This is a genomic window from Cellvibrio sp. GW822-FHT04B05 (assembly GCF_058800985.1).
In genome coordinates, this window is sequence record NZ_JBXAMU010000005.1 from 362,520 (window position 1) to 380,834 (window position 18,315).

Annotated in this window: 17 protein-coding genes; 4 read left to right on the forward strand and 13 right to left on the reverse strand. The window is 45.7% G+C overall.

What is annotated here, in order from left to right; all coding sequences use genetic code 11:
• Positions 1-67: 67 nt before the first annotated feature.
• From AC1RJL_RS17335 to AC1RJL_RS17355, 5 genes are all read right to left on the reverse strand, one after another.
• Entirely contained in the window at positions 68-1,000 is a 933-nt protein-coding gene (locus tag AC1RJL_RS17335) for a MotA/TolQ/ExbB proton channel family protein (RefSeq protein WP_492916310.1), read from the reverse strand.
• A 91-nt stretch (positions 1,001-1,091) separates the two neighbouring features.
• Positions 1,092-1,712: an energy transducer TonB gene (locus tag AC1RJL_RS17340; protein ID WP_492916311.1), complete on the reverse strand. Its 621-nt coding sequence runs from the start codon at positions 1,710-1,712 to the stop codon at positions 1,092-1,094.
• 755 nt (positions 1,713-2,467) lie between these two features.
• A complete protein-coding gene (locus tag AC1RJL_RS17345) occupies positions 2,468-3,244 on the reverse strand; it encodes a ferredoxin--NADP reductase (RefSeq protein ID WP_492916312.1) in 777 nt (258 codons plus the stop codon).
• A 23-nt stretch (positions 3,245-3,267) separates the two neighbouring features.
• Positions 3,268-4,200, reverse strand: coding sequence for an electron transfer flavoprotein subunit alpha/FixB family protein (locus AC1RJL_RS17350; RefSeq protein ID WP_492916313.1), 933 nt, complete (start codon positions 4,198-4,200; stop codon positions 3,268-3,270).
• Positions 4,197-4,946 (reverse strand): electron transfer flavoprotein subunit beta/FixA family protein, encoded by a 750-nt coding sequence (locus AC1RJL_RS17355; RefSeq protein ID WP_492916314.1) that lies wholly within the window; start codon positions 4,944-4,946, stop codon positions 4,197-4,199. Before AC1RJL_RS17355 ends, AC1RJL_RS17350 begins: the two co-directional genes overlap by 4 nt.
• A gap of 109 nt (positions 4,947-5,055) precedes the next feature.
• On the opposite strand from AC1RJL_RS17355, the gene AC1RJL_RS17360 reads away from it, so the two are divergent.
• A complete protein-coding gene (locus AC1RJL_RS17360) occupies positions 5,056-5,982 on the forward strand; it encodes a LysR family transcriptional regulator (protein ID WP_492916316.1) in 927 nt (308 codons plus the stop codon).
• Positions 5,983-5,989: 7 nt separating this feature from the next.
• Positions 5,990-7,642, forward strand: a complete 1,653-nt coding sequence (locus AC1RJL_RS17365; protein WP_492916318.1) for an electron transfer flavoprotein-ubiquinone oxidoreductase — start codon at positions 5,990-5,992, stop codon at positions 7,640-7,642.
• A gap of 19 nt (positions 7,643-7,661) precedes the next feature.
• Here AC1RJL_RS17365 and msrA read toward each other — a convergent pair whose 3' ends face one another.
• The 7 genes from msrA to AC1RJL_RS17400 form a co-directional block, all read right to left on the reverse strand.
• Entirely contained in the window at positions 7,662-8,303 is a 642-nt protein-coding gene (msrA, locus tag AC1RJL_RS17370) for a peptide-methionine (S)-S-oxide reductase MsrA (protein WP_492916320.1), read from the reverse strand.
• A 55-nt stretch (positions 8,304-8,358) separates the two neighbouring features.
• Positions 8,359-9,447 (reverse strand): protease SohB, encoded by a 1,089-nt coding sequence (gene sohB, locus AC1RJL_RS17375; RefSeq protein ID WP_492916322.1) that lies wholly within the window; start codon positions 9,445-9,447, stop codon positions 8,359-8,361.
• A 41-nt stretch (positions 9,448-9,488) separates the two neighbouring features.
• Positions 9,489-10,142, reverse strand: a complete 654-nt coding sequence (locus tag AC1RJL_RS17380; RefSeq protein WP_492916324.1) for a cation/multidrug efflux pump — start codon at positions 10,140-10,142, stop codon at positions 9,489-9,491.
• 27 nt (positions 10,143-10,169) lie between these two features.
• On the reverse strand, positions 10,170-11,045 hold the full coding sequence (gene nudC / locus AC1RJL_RS17385) for an NAD(+) diphosphatase (RefSeq protein WP_492916326.1): 876 nt from the start codon (positions 11,043-11,045) through the stop codon (positions 10,170-10,172).
• 2 nt (positions 11,046-11,047) lie between these two features.
• Positions 11,048-12,754, reverse strand: coding sequence for a FimL-related protein (locus AC1RJL_RS17390; protein ID WP_492916328.1), 1,707 nt, complete (start codon positions 12,752-12,754; stop codon positions 11,048-11,050).
• Between the two features lie 213 nt (positions 12,755-12,967).
• A complete protein-coding gene (gene dnaQ, locus AC1RJL_RS17395) occupies positions 12,968-13,681 on the reverse strand; it encodes a DNA polymerase III subunit epsilon (RefSeq protein WP_492916330.1) in 714 nt (237 codons plus the stop codon).
• A gap of 18 nt (positions 13,682-13,699) precedes the next feature.
• Positions 13,700-14,581, reverse strand: a complete 882-nt coding sequence (locus tag AC1RJL_RS17400; protein ID WP_492916332.1) for a methyltransferase domain-containing protein — start codon at positions 14,579-14,581, stop codon at positions 13,700-13,702.
• Between the two features lie 138 nt (positions 14,582-14,719).
• Here AC1RJL_RS17400 and gloB point away from each other — a divergent pair, with 138 nt between their 5' ends.
• Entirely contained in the window at positions 14,720-15,511 is a 792-nt protein-coding gene (gloB, locus tag AC1RJL_RS17405) for a hydroxyacylglutathione hydrolase (RefSeq protein WP_492916334.1), read from the forward strand.
• Positions 15,512-15,779: 268 nt separating this feature from the next.
• A complete protein-coding gene (locus tag AC1RJL_RS17410; RefSeq protein ID WP_492916336.1) occupies positions 15,780-17,333 on the forward strand; it encodes a lytic transglycosylase in 1,554 nt (517 codons plus the stop codon).
• A gap of 74 nt (positions 17,334-17,407) precedes the next feature.
• Here AC1RJL_RS17410 and ypfJ read toward each other — a convergent pair whose 3' ends face one another.
• A complete protein-coding gene (gene ypfJ, locus AC1RJL_RS17415) occupies positions 17,408-18,295 on the reverse strand; it encodes a KPN_02809 family neutral zinc metallopeptidase (protein ID WP_492916338.1) in 888 nt (295 codons plus the stop codon).
• Positions 18,296-18,315 lie beyond the last annotated feature (20 nt).

The following is an 18,315-nucleotide window of genomic DNA, read 5'->3' on the forward strand; positions in this document are numbered from 1 at the left end:
TTGAGTTACTTATTGCATCCAAGTAAAAACACTTGGATGCAATAAACAAAGTTAAATCAAAATATAATTAATCGTTTTGACCGCCACGCACACCCATGGTCAATTGAGCGTGGATATCAGCAGCAAAGTTACGCAGAGTGTCAACAATTACTTTGTTACGACGAACCAACCAGTTGTAACCAAGTACCGCAGGTACCGCTACACCCAGACCGATTGCGGTCATAATAAGAGCTTCACCTACAGGACCAGCAACTTTATCGATACTCGCCTGACCAGACAAACCGATTGCGATAAGGGCGTTATAAATACCCCATACAGTACCGAAAAGACCTACGAATGGAGAAGTAGAACCAACAGTTGCCAACAACGACAAGCCTGTTTGCAATTGACCGGTAACGCGCTCTACTGAACGTTGCAATTGAACAGCAAGCCACTCAGGGAAATCAATTTTCTCACCTTGACGCGATGCGTGCTGCTTAGTCGCGAGAATTCCGTCTTCAGCAACAGAACGAAATGCGCTGTTAGGTTTGTAAGTATTCAAGCCATCGTTCAGGTCTTTTGAGTCCCAGAACTTACGGGTTAATTTTGCCTGGTTAAACAAAACCTGTTGTTGAATCAGCTTGGTTACCAAAACGTACCAGGTCGCTGCCGACATGATCACCATAATGATCAAAGTACCACGTGCAACAGGGTCACCTTGTGCCCACAATTCTTTCAAACCGAAACCATGTGCAGCTTCCGCTGTAGCTGATTCAGCAGCTGATGCGGCATTTGAGGCATCATCTACTGATGTATCAGCAGCAGCCGGATCAACTGGATCGTTAAGCGTGTCATCAGCAATACCATCTACTGGAGCCGAACCATCAGGAGCAACAGATGCATCCTGGGTAACTGCAGAAGGATCAGTTGCATCTTGAGCAAAAGAAGAAGTCGCAAATGTTTGCGCACCGACAAGCAACGCAAGCTGTAAAACAAAAAATGAGGAAATCTTTGCTTTCATTTTTAATATCCTAGTGTTGAACATAATTTTGTTGATAATTTCAGAGCGAACCCTGTAACTATCAGGTCTAAAATTGAAATCAGCCTAAAAGTTACCTACCTTTTTCGTCTGAAATTTTGAAACGGAAGTTCATGCGATACCAACATGCCACTGGCTTATCACCGGTCATACAAGGTTCAAATTTCCAGGAACGAATTGCATGCTTGAGAGCTGCATCATCCAAACGCTCAAAACCACTTGAAACCGCAACCTTACCTTCCTGAACCTTACCGCTTTCAGCTATATAAAGTGACAAACCAACCAAGCCTTCTTCACCCAGGCGCAAAGATGATGATGGGTATGGAGGACGACTCAATCCCTTTTTGGGGATACGAGGCGGTGTCGATTTAGGAGCTTCAACTACCGGAGCCTGTTTGGTAACAGTGATTGCATTGTTATTTACAGGAGCAGTTTCAGCAGTGAATTCAATATCCGGCGGCGGAACAAAATCAGGCGGCGGAGGAACGAACTCTGGTGGTGGTGGTGGTGGTGCCTCTTCTGGAGGTGGAGCTTCCTCTTCAATAATTTTCGCATCAATTTGTTGCTTGATTATGTCCATAGGATCATGGTTTAAACCAACAGCTAATGCATAAATTATGACCAAATGGAACACTACAACAGTGATTACACCGCTAGCTTTTTCGACAGCACTTTTTTCTGGTTTATATGACATAGCTTGCACATCATCTTGTAAGTTAAAAAAACTAAATTAAGCCACTCAATCCCGCACTGAACTTCAGTACGAGTGCAACAACTAATTTTGTTTATGCACTTTTGACGCCACTTTTACACTTCTTATATAGCAATCTGCATATGAATCATGCCTCTTGCCTTTTTAAAGCTATTTCCTTGAAAACAAAGAATAAATCCGTTCTTTATTATTTAGCCATCAGCGCCGCGAAGCCTACAGTAGAAGCGCATCAATTAGCGAAGATAACTACCAGCAAGAGTTTAAATTTTACGAAATATTTACAGCCACGCTAGGCGTCAAGAATCAGGTAAACCTGACAATTCAACACCTAAAACATTGGTATTTTCTACATGAAAGCAATTATTTCGGTTATAAAAATTAAAAAACTTGCTATGTTGGACAACATTGTATGACTTATTTTGCGCCAAGTACGTTAATAATTCGTAAAGCCTTCCTGTATTTGAAAATGAATTGTGGTCATTTTTCCAACAAAAGAAGCATTTTTGGCCTAACAAGGTCCAAACATCCAGTTCATTTCATAATTAATATATGCAATAACTATGCTTAGCTTTATTACACTTAAGCGCCCAAATTAAATAGCAATAAGAAATGAAAAGCAAGAATGGTAACTATCCAAATAATGAAATGATTGCTGCCATGGATGAGGGGAAAAAATGAATTGTTAAAAACTGAAAAGTTCACTTTGAATTTCAGTTTTTAACAAAATACAGCTAACACTATTTTTCGACGAATGCGCGCTCGATTACATAATCACCCGCGATTCCTATACGCGGCGAAACTTTTAGACCAGCCGCATCGAGAATCGCACAAGTATCATCCAGCATGCCAGGGCTACCGCACAGCATAGCTCGATCGGTTTCCGGATTTAATGGCGGCAGGCCTATATCACTAAATAATTTACCATTTTCTATCAAGTCAGTTAAACGCCCTTGATTTTCAAATGCTTCGCGAGTCACTGTAGGATAATAAATTAACTTCGCTCGAGCATCTTCACCTAAAAATTCGTTTTCTAACAAATCTTTTGTTATGAAATCCCGGTAAGCCAAATCGTCAACTTTACGAACCCCGTGAACAACAATTACTTTTTCAAATTTTTCGTAGGTTTCAGGGTCTTGAATCAAGCTAATAAAGGGAGCCAAACCTGTTCCTGTGGACAATAAGAATAAATTTTTACCTGGATTCAAATCCGACAACAATAAGGTACCTGTTGGTTTGCGTCCCACTAAAATGGAATCACCCACTTTAACATGCTGCAAATGAGACGTAAGCGGACCATTTGGAACCTTGATACTGAAAAACTCCAGATGTTCTTCATAGTTGGGACTTGCAATACTGTAAGCACGCAGTAAAGGCTTATCATTTACCGTTAAACCAATCATTACGAATTGACCATTTTCGAAACGAAACGATTCATCGCGCGTAGTGGTAAAACTAAACAAACTGTCGTTCCAATGTTTTACCGATAAAATTTTCTGCGGATTAAATGCACTCATAGTTAAAAAATTTCCTTGGTTAATTAACGTTGCTGTAGCGCGTTATTTAGCGCCGGCAACGCTGTAAATAAATCAGCTACCAACCCATAGTCGGCATGCTTGAAAATGGGAGCATCGGGATCATGGTTGATAGCAACAATTATTTTGCTATCTTTAATCCCCGCCAGATGCTGCATCGCACCAGAAATTCCCACGGCAATGTAAAGCTCAGGCGCAATGATAGTGCCCGTCTGCCCTACTTGCATATCATTAGCGGCAAAGCCCGCATCTACACAAGCCCGAGTAGCGCCCACGGCAGCTTCGAGTTGCTCTGCAATCGGATTCAACAATTCATCAAATTGCTCCCCAAGACTGCGTCCGCCAGCGATAACAACACGCGCAGAATTTAACTCCGGGCGGTCTGAATGATTAAGCGCTTCGCTCACCCAGGTACTGATTCCACGCGATTTAGGAACTTCAACAGAGACTAATTCTGCATTACCACCACGCTCAGCTGCACGAAACGCCGTTGCACGAACAGTAACAATCTGGACTTGCTCACCGTTATGAATGGTGGACATGATATTGCCCGCAAAACTGGGGCGAACGTATGTTGCCGGAGCCTGAATCTCAACCACATCAGTGATCGGTGCAATATCAAGACGGGCAGCAATAGCCGGGATCAGACTTTTACCGAAAACACTGTGTGCAGCAAGAATTACACTGTATTCGCCAGCGATGCTGAGCCCCAAGTCAAGCACATCCTCAACGAGCGGATGCTGCAGGTGTTCAGCCTGCGCCACTAACACACGGCGAACACCAACTAACTGGGCCGCTTCAGCCGCAGCAGCTTCAACATTATCGCCATAAACTAATAAATCAATAGGCAGTTGCCATGCATTCGCGGCAGCAACCGTGTGCAAGGTAGAAGGGCGTAACGCTTTACCATCTTGCTCAGCAAAAACCAATATACTCATACCAATACCTCCGCTTCGCGCAACCTTTCAACCAACTCCTGTACACTCGATAGCTGAATTGCTCCTGGACGCTGAGGTGGTTCGCTTGATTTTACGACGGTAAAGCGTGGCGACAACTCAGCCCTCAGATCACTGGCATTCAATGATTCAATTGGCTTTTTCTTGGCCATCATCAAATTAGGTAGTTTGATAAAGCGGGGCTCGTTTAGACGTAAATCAGAAGTGACAACAGCAGGCAATTGGAGGCTAAGGGTTTGGGTTCCCTTATCAACCTCGCGAGTCACTTCAACACGACCATCTTTAAGAGCAACACCAGATGCAAAAGTGCCCAAACCAATACCTAATAAGGCAGCCAGCATTTGTCCTGTTTGACCATAATCTTCACCAACAGCCTGCTTACCTAAAAAGATCAAACCTGGCTGCTCGCGATTCACCACTTCTTTTAGTAGTTTGGCAACACTTAGTGGTTGTAATGAAGCATCTGTTTCAATTAATAATGCGCGATCCGCACCCAATGCATAAGCATGGCGCAAGCTATCTTTAGCATCGGCGCCACCTATAGCAACTGCAAGGATTTCTGTAACCTGCCCGCGCTCTTTAAGGCGCACTGCCTCTTCGAGTGAAATCTCATCAAAAGGGTTGATGGCTTTTTTGACATTCGCCAGATCCACCTGCCCTGTATCTGCCTCGATATTGGGTTTTACATTGTGGTCGATGGTGTGTTTGACCGCGACAAGAACCTTCACCTTAAGCCTCCGCAATATACGTTCGACATTGAACTTGATGACCATTGTACTAATGGTTAGTATATTTGTTAAATTAATAATTTATATTTTATATATTCACAAAACAGATATGCGATATACATTACGCCAACTAGAGATTTTCGTCGCCATCGCTCGCTCCGGGAACGTATCCAGAGCGGCGGAATGGGTATCCCTCTCGCAATCCGCTGCGAGTACAGCACTGGCGGAATTGGAAAAGCAATTTGATTGCCAACTCTTTGATCGCAATGGAAAAGTGCTTAAACTTAACGCCCTTGGTAAAACCTTGCTGCCTATCGCAAGTGGTTTGCTAGCCCAGGCAAGCGAGATTGAGCAATTGCTGGAGGGCAAATCGGCATTGGGCGATATAAATGTCGGTGCAACCCTCACTATCGGCAATTACCTGGCGATCATGATCATAAGTGAATTTATGCAGCATCATATTGATTGCCACATTTCCCTGCAGGTTAAAAATACCAATGCGATTCTCCAGCAAGTCGCCGGGTATGAACTGGATTTAGGCCTTATCGAAGGAAGTTGCCACCATCCCGATCTAATTGCTGAACCCTGGATTGACGATGAGCTTGCGGTGTTTTGTGCCCCATCACACCCGCTGGCGCGATCAACGCCGGCAACGCTGGATGAACTGATAGCCGCAAACTGGATCTTGCGTGAACAAGGCTCAGGTACCCGGGAAACCTTTGACCAAGCGTTGCGGCACCATTTGACCGGATTGAATATTCGCCTTGAGCTTGAACATACCGAAGCAATAAAACGCGCGGTAGAATCCGGTCTTGGTATCGGCTGCATTTCACGCCTGGCATTGCGCGATGCGTTTCGCCGCGGCAGTTTGATTGAAATAAAAACTCCGATGCTGGATTTACGCCGGCAATTTATGTTTGTCTGGCACAAAAGCCGTTACAGAACCCCCTCGGTAATCGCCTTTCTCGACTATTGCCGAAAACTGACTGCGAACCTTAAACGCAGCGATGATATTAACTTACCGAACATAGCCTGAGCCTGTTATGACCCAACGCGATCAAATGAATTATGACGTAGTAATTGTCGGTGCTGGCCCCGCTGGGCTAGCTGCTGCAATTCGCTTGAAACAACTTGCAGCTGAACAAGCGCGCGATATTAGTGTGTGTGTATTGGAAAAAGCTGCCGAAGTCGGTGCACATATTCTGTCTGGCGCAGTGATTGATCCTGTCGCCCTCAACGAACTTATTCCTGATTGGAAAAATAAAGGTGCGCCGCTAAATACCGAAGTAAAAAAGGACCAGTTTTTATTCTTAACGGCGACGAATAATTATTCCATTCCTGAATTTACCATGCCGCCAATGATGAACAATCACAGCAATTACATTATTAGTCTTGGTAAATTGTGCCGCTGGCTAGCTGCCCAAGCGGAAGAATTGGGCGTTGATTTATTCCCCGGTTTTAATGGCAGTGAAATATTGTACGGTGAAGATGGCAGTGTAAAAGGTGTTGCTACCGGCGATATGGGAGTGGCACGTGATGGCAGCCATAAAAATACTTTCTCTGCCGGGATTGAACTGCTCGCAAGCTACACATTAATCGCCGAAGGTACGCGTGGTTCCCTTGCCAGATCGCTGGAAAAAAAATTCAACTTGCGCGCAAAAGCTGAGCCGCAGAAGTATGGTCTGGGCTTTAAAGAAATTTGGAAAATTGATCCACAACTTCACAATGAAGGTTCAGTACTACACACACAAGGCTGGCCACTGGACAACCAAACCGGTGGTGGCGGATTCCTGTATCATCTTGAAGACAATAAAATTGCATTGGGTTTTGTAGTGCATTTGAATTATAAAAATCCCTATTTGAGTCCTTTTGAAGAATTCCAACGATTCAAAACGCACCCGGTTATTCAGCCGTTACTTACCAATGCCCAACGCCTTGCTTACGGCGCGCGCGCAATTAATGAAGGTGGTGTGCAATCGCTGCCTGAACTTGTTTTCCCTGGTGGAGCATTAATTGGTTGTTCTGCCGGATTCGTGAATGTGCCCAAGATAAAAGGTTCTCACAACGCGATGAAATCCGGCATGCTTGCTGCTGAAACTATTATCGACGCTCTCGCGAAAGAACAGTATGAGCCGCTGCTGGCGGCCTATCCGGAAAAAATTCGTGCATCCTGGTTATGGAAAGATTTGTATGCAGTGCGCAACATTAAACCGGCGCTTTCGGCATGGGGAAATATTTGGGGAACGCTATACGGTGGAGTCGATATGTGGATCCACTCGCTCGGCATCACTTTACCCTGGACATTAAAGCACAAGCGCGCCGATCACGAGACATTGATTCCAGCGCAACAAGCAACACCTATTGATTATCCTGCGCCGGATGGAAAAATTACGTTCGATCGTTTGTCATCAATTTATTTATCCAACATTGATCACGACGAGAATCAGCCAATCCATTTAACCTTGGCAAATGCTGACATCCCTATTACCACTAACCTCGCCATTTATGCTGCACCTGAGCAACGCTATTGTCCGGCGGGTGTTTATGAGATCATCCAAAAAGATGACAGCAGCAGATTGCAAATTAATGCAGCTAACTGCATTCACTGCAAGGCATGTGATATCAAAGATCCATTGCAAAATATCACGTGGGTTCCACCACAAGGTGGCAGCGGTCCCTATTACGAAGCCATGTAATCTTCTCGCTCAATAGCAACTAAAAATCATCTGCATAACAAACCCCGGTGCCGCCCAAGCCACAGTAGCCTCCGGGGTTTTTATGCAGATACTGCTGGTGATAGGTCTCCGCATAATAGAATTCACTGACGGGTAAAATTTCCGTTGTTATCTCACCGATATTTTTTTCATTTAACGCAAGCTGATAGGCAGCTCGGGTTTGCTCGGCTAGTTGCCGTTGCGCCTCGTTAAAATAATAAATCCCCGAACGATACTGTGTACCGCGATCATTTCCCTGCCTCATTCCCTGGGTTGGGTTGTGCGACTCCCAAAATACTTTTAATAATTTTTCCAGCGATATTTCCGCAGGATTAAATACCACCAAAACCACTTCATTGTGCCCTGTTAAACCGCTACAAACTTCTTCATACGTAGGATTCGGTGTATATCCTGCTGAATAACCAACTGCTGTGGTGTATACGCCCGGTTGTTGCCAGAATTTTCGCTCTGCACCCCAGAAGCATCCCAAACCGAAAACCATCTGCTCACTGCCTTCGGGAAAGGGCGGTTTAAGAGGTGCTTTTTTTACTGCATGCTGGTTGTCAACCTGCAGGGCATCTACCCTGCCCTTAAGTGCCAGCTCAGGCGCTGGCATTTGGAGTTTTGTAGTAGAGAAAATCATAAATTGCTCCAGGCATAGCTAGAAATAAAAACGGTGCCCTTAGGCACCGTTGTAACTAAAACCAGCGGCTTACATTGAGCCGTTCCCACCAGGTCATTAATAACCTGTCGACCGCAGCTTGTGCTGCAAAGCCTAATTTTTCAGGCAGGGATTTTTTGTAAGTGAATTCAACCTCATAAATATCCGCATTTTCAGCTTGCGCAAAAAGATACTCATCACTTGTTTGCAGCTCATCCACCAACTTGACATCGATAGCACGGCGACCGAACCATACTTCGCCGGTTGCGACTGCGACAACATCAACCTGCGGACGATGTTCACTCACAAACTCTTTAAATAATACGTGTGTATCTTCCAATTCTTCTACAAATTTTGCTCGGCCTTTTTCGGTGTTCTCACCGAACATAGTAACTGTGCGCTTATATTCACCTGCGGTAAACATCTCATAGTCGATATCATTTTTCTTTAACAACTTATGAAAGTTAGGCAACTGAGCGACTACCCCGATAGAACCGAGAATCGCAAAAGGTGCGGCAACAATTTTATTGGCCACACAGGCCATCATGTAACCGCCACTTGCCGCAACTTTATCGACACAAACAGTAAGAGGAATATTTTTATTGGTGATTCGCGCGAGCTGACTTGATGCCAAGCCATAGCTATGCACCATACCACCACCACTCTCAACTTTTACCACAACTTCATCTGTGGGCTTCGCCAGCGTTAACACAGTGCTGATTTCTTCACGCAAGGATTCAACTTCAGATGCTTTTATATCACCGTAAAAATCGAGCACAAACACTCTTTTCTTTTCAGTTGATGCAACTTCTGAATCCACTGAGTTTTCAACTTTGTTTTTCGCACTATTTTTAGCTGCTTTTTTCTTCTCTGCCCGCTCTTCTTTCAGGCGTTTTTTCTCTGCTTTCTCATACTCTTTGTATTCGTCATCATCAAGCATTGCATCACGCAGTGAGTCACGTAAATGGTCAAACTTTTCATTGAGCTTGGTAACTTCAATATGACCTTTATCAGACTTTTTATTGCGCCCGCCCACGGAAACTGCGACTACTACAACGACAAGAATAGCCACAACGAAAGTGATCGTTTTGGCGAGAAATAAACCGTAACTTGTTAAAAATTCCAAAGGGTAAACTCCGCACTACTGTAATGAAATAAACGAAATGATCAATTGAACTCAGCCACGGCTTCCCGTCCAGCCGCATTAATTGGACGAGCCACCAAACCGGTATTGGACAAGCTAATCTCAAACAAGGCTCCATCCTTCATCGGCAAATAAGTGGCTGAACCATAGACTGCATCGACAACCGGAATCCAATCAGGATTGGAGTGAAAAATTTTCCAGACATCCACCCCATATAAACTGCTGTGCACATTATGCGCTGTACGCTTGGCAGTAGTTTCTTGTTCTATATCATAATAGCGGCCACTCAGGCGTTCGAGCCTGAACGCGGGCTTGATACCAAAACTGGCAAGGTAACCCTGCCACTTCACAATACGCGCATCCAGTTGCCATTGGTCACCGCGCAGTTCAACGCGTTGCTCCTTACCATCTTTATCGGCAAGCACAGCGAAATAATGCTGGTCTTCGATTTTGTCGAAGTTAATTGTAGCGACTACCTGTTCTTGCAGAACTTGCTTGTAGCTAAAGACATCAAACGCAGTCAACGCAACCAACGCACCGACTGCCAGTAACGCAAGACCAAAAAGTCCACGAAAAAAGCCAACAAACCAAGCGTTCAGCCAAAGAAAGCGCCCCGCTTTGTAGACAATATAAACAGCGATAAGAGCAATAAAGATCGCCAGTAAGGTAAAAATCATAAATTTCCTACCTGTATTAACAGCTTGTTATTGTTTATGGTGAGGGTTGGTTTGATATAAATGTTCAACATAATGATCTATCAATTGGCCTGCTACAGTAGCTTTTGCTGGCACCTGAGGCAACTGATCGTAACGGAACCATTTCGCATCCACAATTTCTGTGGGGTCTATCTTGATTTCGCCCGCTTCATATTCTGCAAAAAACCCTAACATCAGTTGGCTGGGAAAGGGCCATGGTTGGCTACGAAAATATTGTAGCTTACCCACACTTAAGCCCACCTCCTCCATTATTTCCCGCCGAACACAATCCTCCACTCCCTCACCCGCTTCAACAAATCCGGCCAGGGTTGTATACATCACGCGCGAAGCGCGGTGGTGATGTGCTAACAATAAGTCATCACCTCGGGTGATGAGCACGATCATACAGGGCGAAATTCGGGGATAAAAGCGCAAGTCACATGTAGAGCATACCTTGGCTCTGTCAACGTGATCCTGAGTCGTTGGTCGCCCACAGCGCCCACAAAAGCGATGATCATAGAACCATTGAGCAATTTGTAATGCGCGCCCGACTAACTGGAACATATCTGCTGGCAAGATCTCCAACTGCGAGCGTAAACCTAACCATTGATAGCCAGTAGGTAGTCCACCACATTCAAGCACCCTTACCCACAGATCGTCGCCTGCCAATAATCCCAAATAATGCTCACTGGCAATTGGCAACGCCACTTCAGCCACCGTCGCTTCATGCGCAACAAATAACTGCCCATGGGCATCACACAATAATTGATCGCAACGATAGGATGGTGAAGCAGCCACAATAATAAAACGCCGGTTGCGGGAAACAACCGGCGTTACAGAAGATGCATGGAACTCAAACGAGGATAAATCAAAACCAGCCGACATAATTAGACGTTGTACCCCAGCGCCTGCAAGCTCTCTTCAGCAATTTGCAAAACGCTGGTATCGGCGGTTTTATCAAGCTTGATAGCATCAAGATAATATTCAAGGCTAATAACCGCGTCGGCAAAAGTTTCAAGCAAATGTTGAACTGCAGGATGCTGATCAGAAGCTAATAAATCCTCATCCACAAAACGCATGCAACCTGCTAATACATTCGCTGCACGAGGTAGCCCCAACAAAAACATTCCGCCGCGCACCGAATCCAGAATACCGGTGATATTGCGGATGTGGCCTTTATCGTAATTGGATTCAGCAAACGCTGTGAGCGCGCGTTTGACCATCGATAACCCGGCTTCAGCTTCATCAATAACGATTTTTTCCGCTTCCGCAATTTGATTGTTGGCCATCGCTGCATCGCGCGAAAGTGCATTGATTTGCGCAACTTTTTCATCGGAAAGATTGGCATTGTTAAGCCCTGCAATAGTGCTCTCAACGTACAAGAGCGTATCTGCCACGACCAACAATTCATCTGGAGTTACCGGAGTATGGTTTGCTTGCCAGACCGCAATTTTTTCAATTTCCTGCTTGAGACTGTTACTCGGTGCAATTAACCCGACAATGGATAAAATATCCGCAACTTTCTTTAAAGTTTCCAATAATTCAGGAGATTCACTCAGCAGCTCTGCACCACCCTGCGCTGCGCGCTCCAGGATATTCTTAGTGCTGTGTAATTCATCAGTCAATACAGCAACCATAGAACTGATCGTGTTAGCACTGGGACCATTGAGGAATTCCATTTCGCGGGCAAGCTCTGCCTCGGTGTAATTTAATGGTTGGACGCCGTATGCAGATAACACCGTTTTAACCAGTTCCTGCTCTGAATGAGATAAAGCGAGTAAATAAAGCAATTCTTTTTGCAACGTAGCATCAACTTCCCGAGCCAATACTGCACTGCCTTCAAATTGGAAACGTTTTATTTCACGCTCGATGGCACTGAATAACATTTTGCGACTTTTGGTAAGGCGCATATTTTTTTCTGCCATTGCTGTCAACACTGCGCTGCTCAGCCACCAAAAATTACTGAGTGCTGATCCCGCAGCTGCAGTTTCAAGACGTTGCAATGCACGTGTCATCATTCCAAGTGACGCTTTGGGCTGTACATTTTTTAGGACATTCAATAACGCTGTTTGGTACATATGACGCAAGCGACGCACCAATACACTTAACTCTTCAGGTAATTGTTGGCGGGCGGTTACCGAAGTACGATTCACTTTTCCAGCGGAGATCGGATAAAAATAGCTTTCCGGCAATAACGCTGCCTTACGGGCCAAGCGCAATTCATTAATATGGGGAATTAATAGCATCGCCATACTGCGCGCTGTTTGTGTGCAATATTCGAGATAACGCGGCAGGATGAAAAAACTGGAGGTGAGCAGCTCTAATTTCGCATCGGTCTTTTCATCGTTACCAAGAGTGATATCGGTGATGTGAATAACCAATTCATCGGCAAGCAAATCCACACCTTTTAACTGAATCAGGCTGAGGATGCCGCGAATTTGTTTAATGCCATCAATACAGTTTTGCAGTAACTCACCGTTGTTGCGATCCTGCGAAAACTGCTCAAGCCGGATTGCCGATTGCTCAATCGTAGCAACCAGTTCATCCTGAACCATTTTAAGGGAGGCGAGATTTAGGGTTTCTGTTGTGCTCACAATAACATCCTGGCGTTTGTTTCTTAATGGATTAGGGCAAAGGCGCACCGCGGGAGCCCAGCCAAACAGTACATACAAGTCACATTGACTCTATACCATGTTTGACGTTATTTCACCGCCATCAGGCAAATAAGCAGGGGGAACCACGGAGTTTGCCACGCATATCTCACTAGTGTATTTTTCATTTGTACGGTTTTTATTCTTATTTTGGCCTCACTGCCGCAGCCACACGCAGTTATCACCGCTACTTTTGGCGATGGACGCAAGCTTTTGCTCATGCATCACCAGCTCTTCTGCAGTGGCATTAATCACCGGTAAAGGTTTGCGACTGCTGGATAAACGGCGCACTTCATTCTGATTGCCGCCATCTTCATTCTTCGATTGGTTGCCGCCAAGCGACAGAGCGGTTTGTCCGCCGGTCATTAGAAGGTAGACATCAGCCAAAATCTCGGCATCAAGCAAGGCGCCGTGTAGCTCGCGTTGCGAGTTATCAACTCCGTAACGTTTACAGAGGGCATCCAGATTGTTCTTTTGTCCAGGATGCTTGGCGCGCGCCATTAGCAGCGTATCGATCACATGGCAGCGGTCGCTAATGCTGCCGAAGCCCGGACGCAGCATATTCATTTCGTAGTTGATGAAGCCGATATCAAACGCAGCGTTGTGGATGATCAGCTCGGCATCGCCCACGAACTGGATGAATTCGTCGGCAATTCGGGCAAATACCGGCTTATCTGCCAACATCGCGTTGCTAATACCGTGCACTGCTTGCGCGCCAGCGTCGATTTCGCGCTCGGGCTTAATGTATTGATGGTAGTGACGCCCGGTCAGGCGACGGTTAATCAGCTCGACACAACCAATTTCAATAATCCGGTGCCCTTGTGAGGTTTCAAGACCGGTAGTTTCAGTATCCAGAACAATTTGACGCATCTGTTAAACTCTTGCTATTTAAACTCTATTGTAATGCGTGTTAATAAACGGAGAGCGCATACGAAGATAAGAACGGAAACCAGGTGCGGGCCCAAGAATTCGCGTTACCGCCAGACCAGGTATCGGGCGATATTTCTGCCATGCCGGTTTGATGGGTGTGAGCGGAATATGATCTTTACGTGCGACCACCATGTAAAACCCACCCCACGGCAAATGCAGCCTTTTACTCCAGCGCTCTATCCATTGCAAATGTTTAATCGCATTTTCCTGCGGTAATGGCGGACGAAAAAAGCCTTTGTAGATAGCGATTGGCTCCATATCCAACAAGGTTAACCAATCCAGCAAACGCCCAAGTCGTAAATACTGGAAGCGCCATCGCGCTTTTGACTTAAAAATACGGGCAAGGCTTGCACAAACTCCCCAAGGGCTCCAGGGATTAAATCCCAGCACAATAATATGGCCGCGCGGGATAAGAATACGCGTTGCTTCGCGTAATAAATGATGCGGGCTTTGGCTGTAATCGAGACTGTGATGTAAAACCACCGCGTCAATGGATTCGGCACTGAGCGGTAAATGATTGAAATCAACCAGGGCACTGAGTCGCTGGTTTTCTTCCACTTGCGGGTGCAGCACGAAACGATGGGAGATCCGGCTTTCCTCAGTTAAATCAATTCGCCCACTAACACCTAATTGCAACAAATGGTAGCCAAATACTGTTTGCAACCCATCGGAAATAGCTTCTTTTTCCTCTTTGAGTAAAGCGCTACCCAATGGCGATTCAAACCACTCGGTCAGATCAGCGATAGACTCTCGCATAGGCAACACGCCAAAACGCTTTTTCCACAGCGCGGAAAAGCGGATCAATAATCGATGTGGTGCTTTTATCAGCTTACGGTGCATTTTTTGCCCTCATCACCCACTGCCAACGTCTTTATTTGGGATCATTCCAATCTAGCACAAGAGCCGCAGACAAATTAGCGTTAAAACATCGCTGAAGAGCAGCGTAGAATAGCGGACTGAATATAGAGAGGTTTGGCTGTGCTAACGATTACCCCTATTCCCGCACTCGACAGCAATTATTTTTGGGTGATCCAACCAGCATTGGATAAGCCCAATGTCTACGTTGTTGATCCCGGTGATGCAGCTCCCATTATCGATTTCCTTACCCGCAACCAGCTAATTCTTACCGCCATTCTTGTCACCCATCGCCATCGCGACCACACCGGTGGCATAGCCGGAATTCTTGAACATTGGACAGTACCTGTTTACGGCCCCGACTCAGAATTGATCCCATCCGTTTCACATCCACTGGCAGACGGAGACTCGCTGCAATTAGACGGATTGGAGTTTCAGGTTATCGGAGTTCCCGGTCACACCTGGGAGCATATTGCCTATTTCTATTCCGGAGTGCATGCCCCACATCCACTGTTATTCTGCGGTGATGCCTTATTCGCCGGGGGCTGCGGACGACGTTTTGATGGAACAACTGAAATCATGTGGGACTCGCTGGAAAAGCTGGCCTCGTTACCGGACGATACCCAAATCTATTGCGCGCACGAATATACCCTCGCGAATCTCGAATTTGCCCAAGCAGTAGAGCCTGAAAATATCGCGCTGAATGATCGGCTCAACTACGTCAGACAACTCCGCACCCATGGTCAAATAACCCTGCCTTCAACTATTTTGCTGGAAAAAAGAACAAATCCATTCCTTCGCTGTCAACAAGATGGCATCAAAATCTTCATTAAAGGCAGAACTGATCAATTGCTTGATACACCTGCAGCAGTTTTTGGCGCATTGCGCGCGATTAAAGATACCTGGCCCGACTAAATCAGATAAGCGGGATACTTAAAGCCCCGATCAGCTCTCACTGAGGCTGTGACAGGCTCGCTTTATTCCACATTAAGCGTTGACCCATGCGACGGCACCCCCTAGAATCCGGGATCTGTAGCCCCAGGGAGGGCGGAGGTAATCACTAAATAGCCGTTATTTGGCACGCTAATAGGATAAAAATCCTAAATCGCAAGAATAACGAAGATCAAATTCAACCGGATTTTTCTGCATAAACTGCTGAAAAAGTAACCCTGAAAGTGACCCTATGAACTCTCAATCCCGCCTGTCGGCACTACCGTTATGCCTGTTACTTGCCTGCACAATTATCGTGGCAGGTTGTAGCACCCTCAAGAAGGATGATGAGCCAGTTGCTGAAGCCCATATCCCCGCTCCCGTAGTAACTCCAGAAGAAACTCCACTCGGTGAAAAACTTCGCGAACATACCGACGATTATGGCAACTTGTGGAAAGAGATCGCCGATGGATACGGACTGCCCGACATCCATGACAGCAAAGTCGATAAAAACCTTCGCTGGCTCTCTAACAACCAGCGCTATCTCGACCGCATAACTGAACAAAGCAAACCTTATCTTTATTACGTAGCTAATGAACTGCGCGAAAATGGCATACCAATGGAAATGGCATTGCTCCCGATTGTTGAAAGTGCCTACGACCCATTTGCAACATCACCCAGTAAGGCAGGAGGTTTTTGGCAATTTATGCCACAAACCGCACGCAACTTCGGTTTAAAACAAAACAATTGGTACGACGGCCGCCGCGATATCGTTGCCTCTACCGATGCAGCGGTGCGCTATCTCAAACGCTTGAATACCATGTTTGATGGCGATTGGCTGCTAACCGTAGCAGCATACAATGCCGGTGAAGGTACCATACGACGTGCGATTGAAAAGAATCGCCAACAAGGAAAAGGTACGGATTTTTGGTCCCTGCCCCTCTCACAGCAAACCCAGTCCTATGTTCCGCAATTATTAGCGTTATCAAAAGTAGTTGCCGATCCTGATAAATACGACCTTGAACTCAACGCCATCCCGAATAATCCTTATTTCACGACGGTGAATGTCGATTCAACAATTGACCTCGCACAAGCAGCGCGCATGGCAGATATAGATCCAAAAGAATTGCGCAACCTTAATGCTGGCTACAGCAGATGGACAACCGACCCTACCGGCCCGCATCAATTATTAGTGCCCGTTGCCGACGCTGCACAATTCACCCTGAGCCTCGACAAACTGCCCAAAGTTATACCGGTCAAAGTTGCCGGTGATTACAAAGTAAAATCCGGTGATACTCTGGGCGCTATTGCCAAACGTTTCGGAACCAGCGTTGCCGCAATTCAGTCAGCGAACAATCTCAAATCTGCACAATTAAAAGTTGGCCAAAGTTTGAGTATTCCCGGTCAAGCACCGTTGAGCTCCCCTTATGCGATTCAAGCTGAGCAAGAGCTGGCCCAGCGCAAGCAAAAAAATACCGGGACTTATTACACGATTAAATCAGGCGATAGTTTCTGGACCATAGCCAAACAACACGATACCAGCGTAAGTAATTTGTTGAAATGGAATGAGTTACCAGCCAACGCCACATTAAAACCCGGACAAAAGCTTTTGGTCGTTAACAAAATTGCCGAACAATCAACCGATAACAAAATTACTTACCAAATTAAAAGTGGCGATACACTGCACAAAATCGCACACAAATTTGATGTTTCCAAAAAAGATATTTTGAACTGGAATAAAGTAAAAGACGAAAGTTACATTCACCCAGGTCAGGAATTAACCATTTATTTCACTGCAAAAAATTAATCACGCCAAGGTGATAATAAAAAGCCAGCATCTCGCTGGCTTGTTTGCATTCCGAACCAAAATAACTGACAAGTTTATTTAAACGTATTACACGCCTCAACTTTACCCTGCTCAAAACCACGCTTAAACCAATCCATCCGCTGTTTTGAACTGCCATGGGTAAAGCTTTCCGGGCGTACAACTCCGCCCGCTTGCTGCTGTAATTTATCGTCGCCAATAGCTGATGCAGCATTCAATGCTTCTTCGATATCGCCATCCTCTAACATTTGCCGTTCAGTATCAGCATAGTAGCCCCAAATCCCCGCATAACAATCCGCCTGCAATTCCAACTTTACCGACAGTTGATTAGCTTGCGCTTTTGATAATTGCTGTTGCTCGCGTGTCACCTTGGCCGAGGTTCCCAATAAGGTTTGCACGTGGTGCCCCACTTCGTGGGCAATTACATAGGCTTGTGCAAAATCACCGGGTGCACCCAGTTTGTTTTTCATATCTTCGTAAAAAGCCAAATCAATATACAGTTTATGATCACCAGGACAATAAAATGGTCCCATCGCTGATTGTGCATAACCGCATGCGGAGCTTACCGAATTGCGGAACAGTACCAACCTGGGTTCTTGATAGGTCAAGCCCAGCTTTTTAAATTCCAGATGCCAGGTCGATTCGGTATCAGCCAATACTACTGAGACAAAATCGGCCAACTCCTGATCTTTAGCCGATAACTGTTGCTCGCTTCCAACTGATGATTGAGGATTTGTCGCAAGCTGTAATAAATCAATCCCGAGAAATTTGGCTCCAAAGTAACCGACCACACCTATCAGCAACAATATACGGCCCGCTTTTGTGCGCAACAAAAACGGCAAAATACGGGCAACCACCGCAATCCCGCCCATTGCCATGGAGGGACCACCTGAACTGCGCAGATCTTCAATATTGTTACTACGACGCCCATCTTTCCAGCGCATATTAATCCCCTTAAACCTAA

Excerpts from the sequence above, each read along its gene's own strand:
- AC1RJL_RS17335 (WP_492916310.1), bottom strand. The coding sequence starts at position 1,000 with ATGAAAGCAAAGATTTCCTCATTTTTTGTTTTACAGCTTGCGTTGCTT.
- ypfJ (WP_492916338.1), bottom strand. The coding sequence starts at position 18,295 with ATGCGCTGGAAAGATGGGCGTCGTAGTAACAATATTGAAGATCTGCGC.
- AC1RJL_RS17400 (WP_492916332.1), bottom strand. The coding sequence starts at position 14,581 with ATGCACCGTAAGCTGATAAAAGCACCACATCGATTATTGATCCGCTTT.
- AC1RJL_RS17410 (WP_492916336.1), top strand. The coding sequence starts at position 15,780 with ATGAACTCTCAATCCCGCCTGTCGGCACTACCGTTATGCCTGTTACTT.
- nudC (WP_492916326.1), bottom strand. The coding sequence starts at position 11,045 with ATGTCGGCTGGTTTTGATTTATCCTCGTTTGAGTTCCATGCATCTTCT.
- AC1RJL_RS17360 (WP_492916316.1), top strand. The coding sequence starts at position 5,056 with ATGCGATATACATTACGCCAACTAGAGATTTTCGTCGCCATCGCTCGC.
- AC1RJL_RS17340 (WP_492916311.1), bottom strand. The coding sequence starts at position 1,712 with ATGTCATATAAACCAGAAAAAAGTGCTGTCGAAAAAGCTAGCGGTGTA.
- dnaQ (WP_492916330.1), bottom strand. The coding sequence starts at position 13,681 with ATGCGTCAAATTGTTCTGGATACTGAAACTACCGGTCTTGAAACCTCA.
- AC1RJL_RS17350 (WP_492916313.1), bottom strand. The coding sequence starts at position 4,200 with ATGAGTATATTGGTTTTTGCTGAGCAAGATGGTAAAGCGTTACGCCCT.
- AC1RJL_RS17380 (WP_492916324.1), bottom strand. The coding sequence starts at position 10,142 with ATGATTTTTACCTTACTGGCGATCTTTATTGCTCTTATCGCTGTTTAT.
- AC1RJL_RS17345 (WP_492916312.1), bottom strand. The coding sequence starts at position 3,244 with ATGAGTGCATTTAATCCGCAGAAAATTTTATCGGTAAAACATTGGAAC.
- msrA (WP_492916320.1), bottom strand. The coding sequence starts at position 8,303 with ATGATTTTCTCTACTACAAAACTCCAAATGCCAGCGCCTGAGCTGGCA.
- AC1RJL_RS17365 (WP_492916318.1), top strand. The coding sequence starts at position 5,990 with ATGACCCAACGCGATCAAATGAATTATGACGTAGTAATTGTCGGTGCT.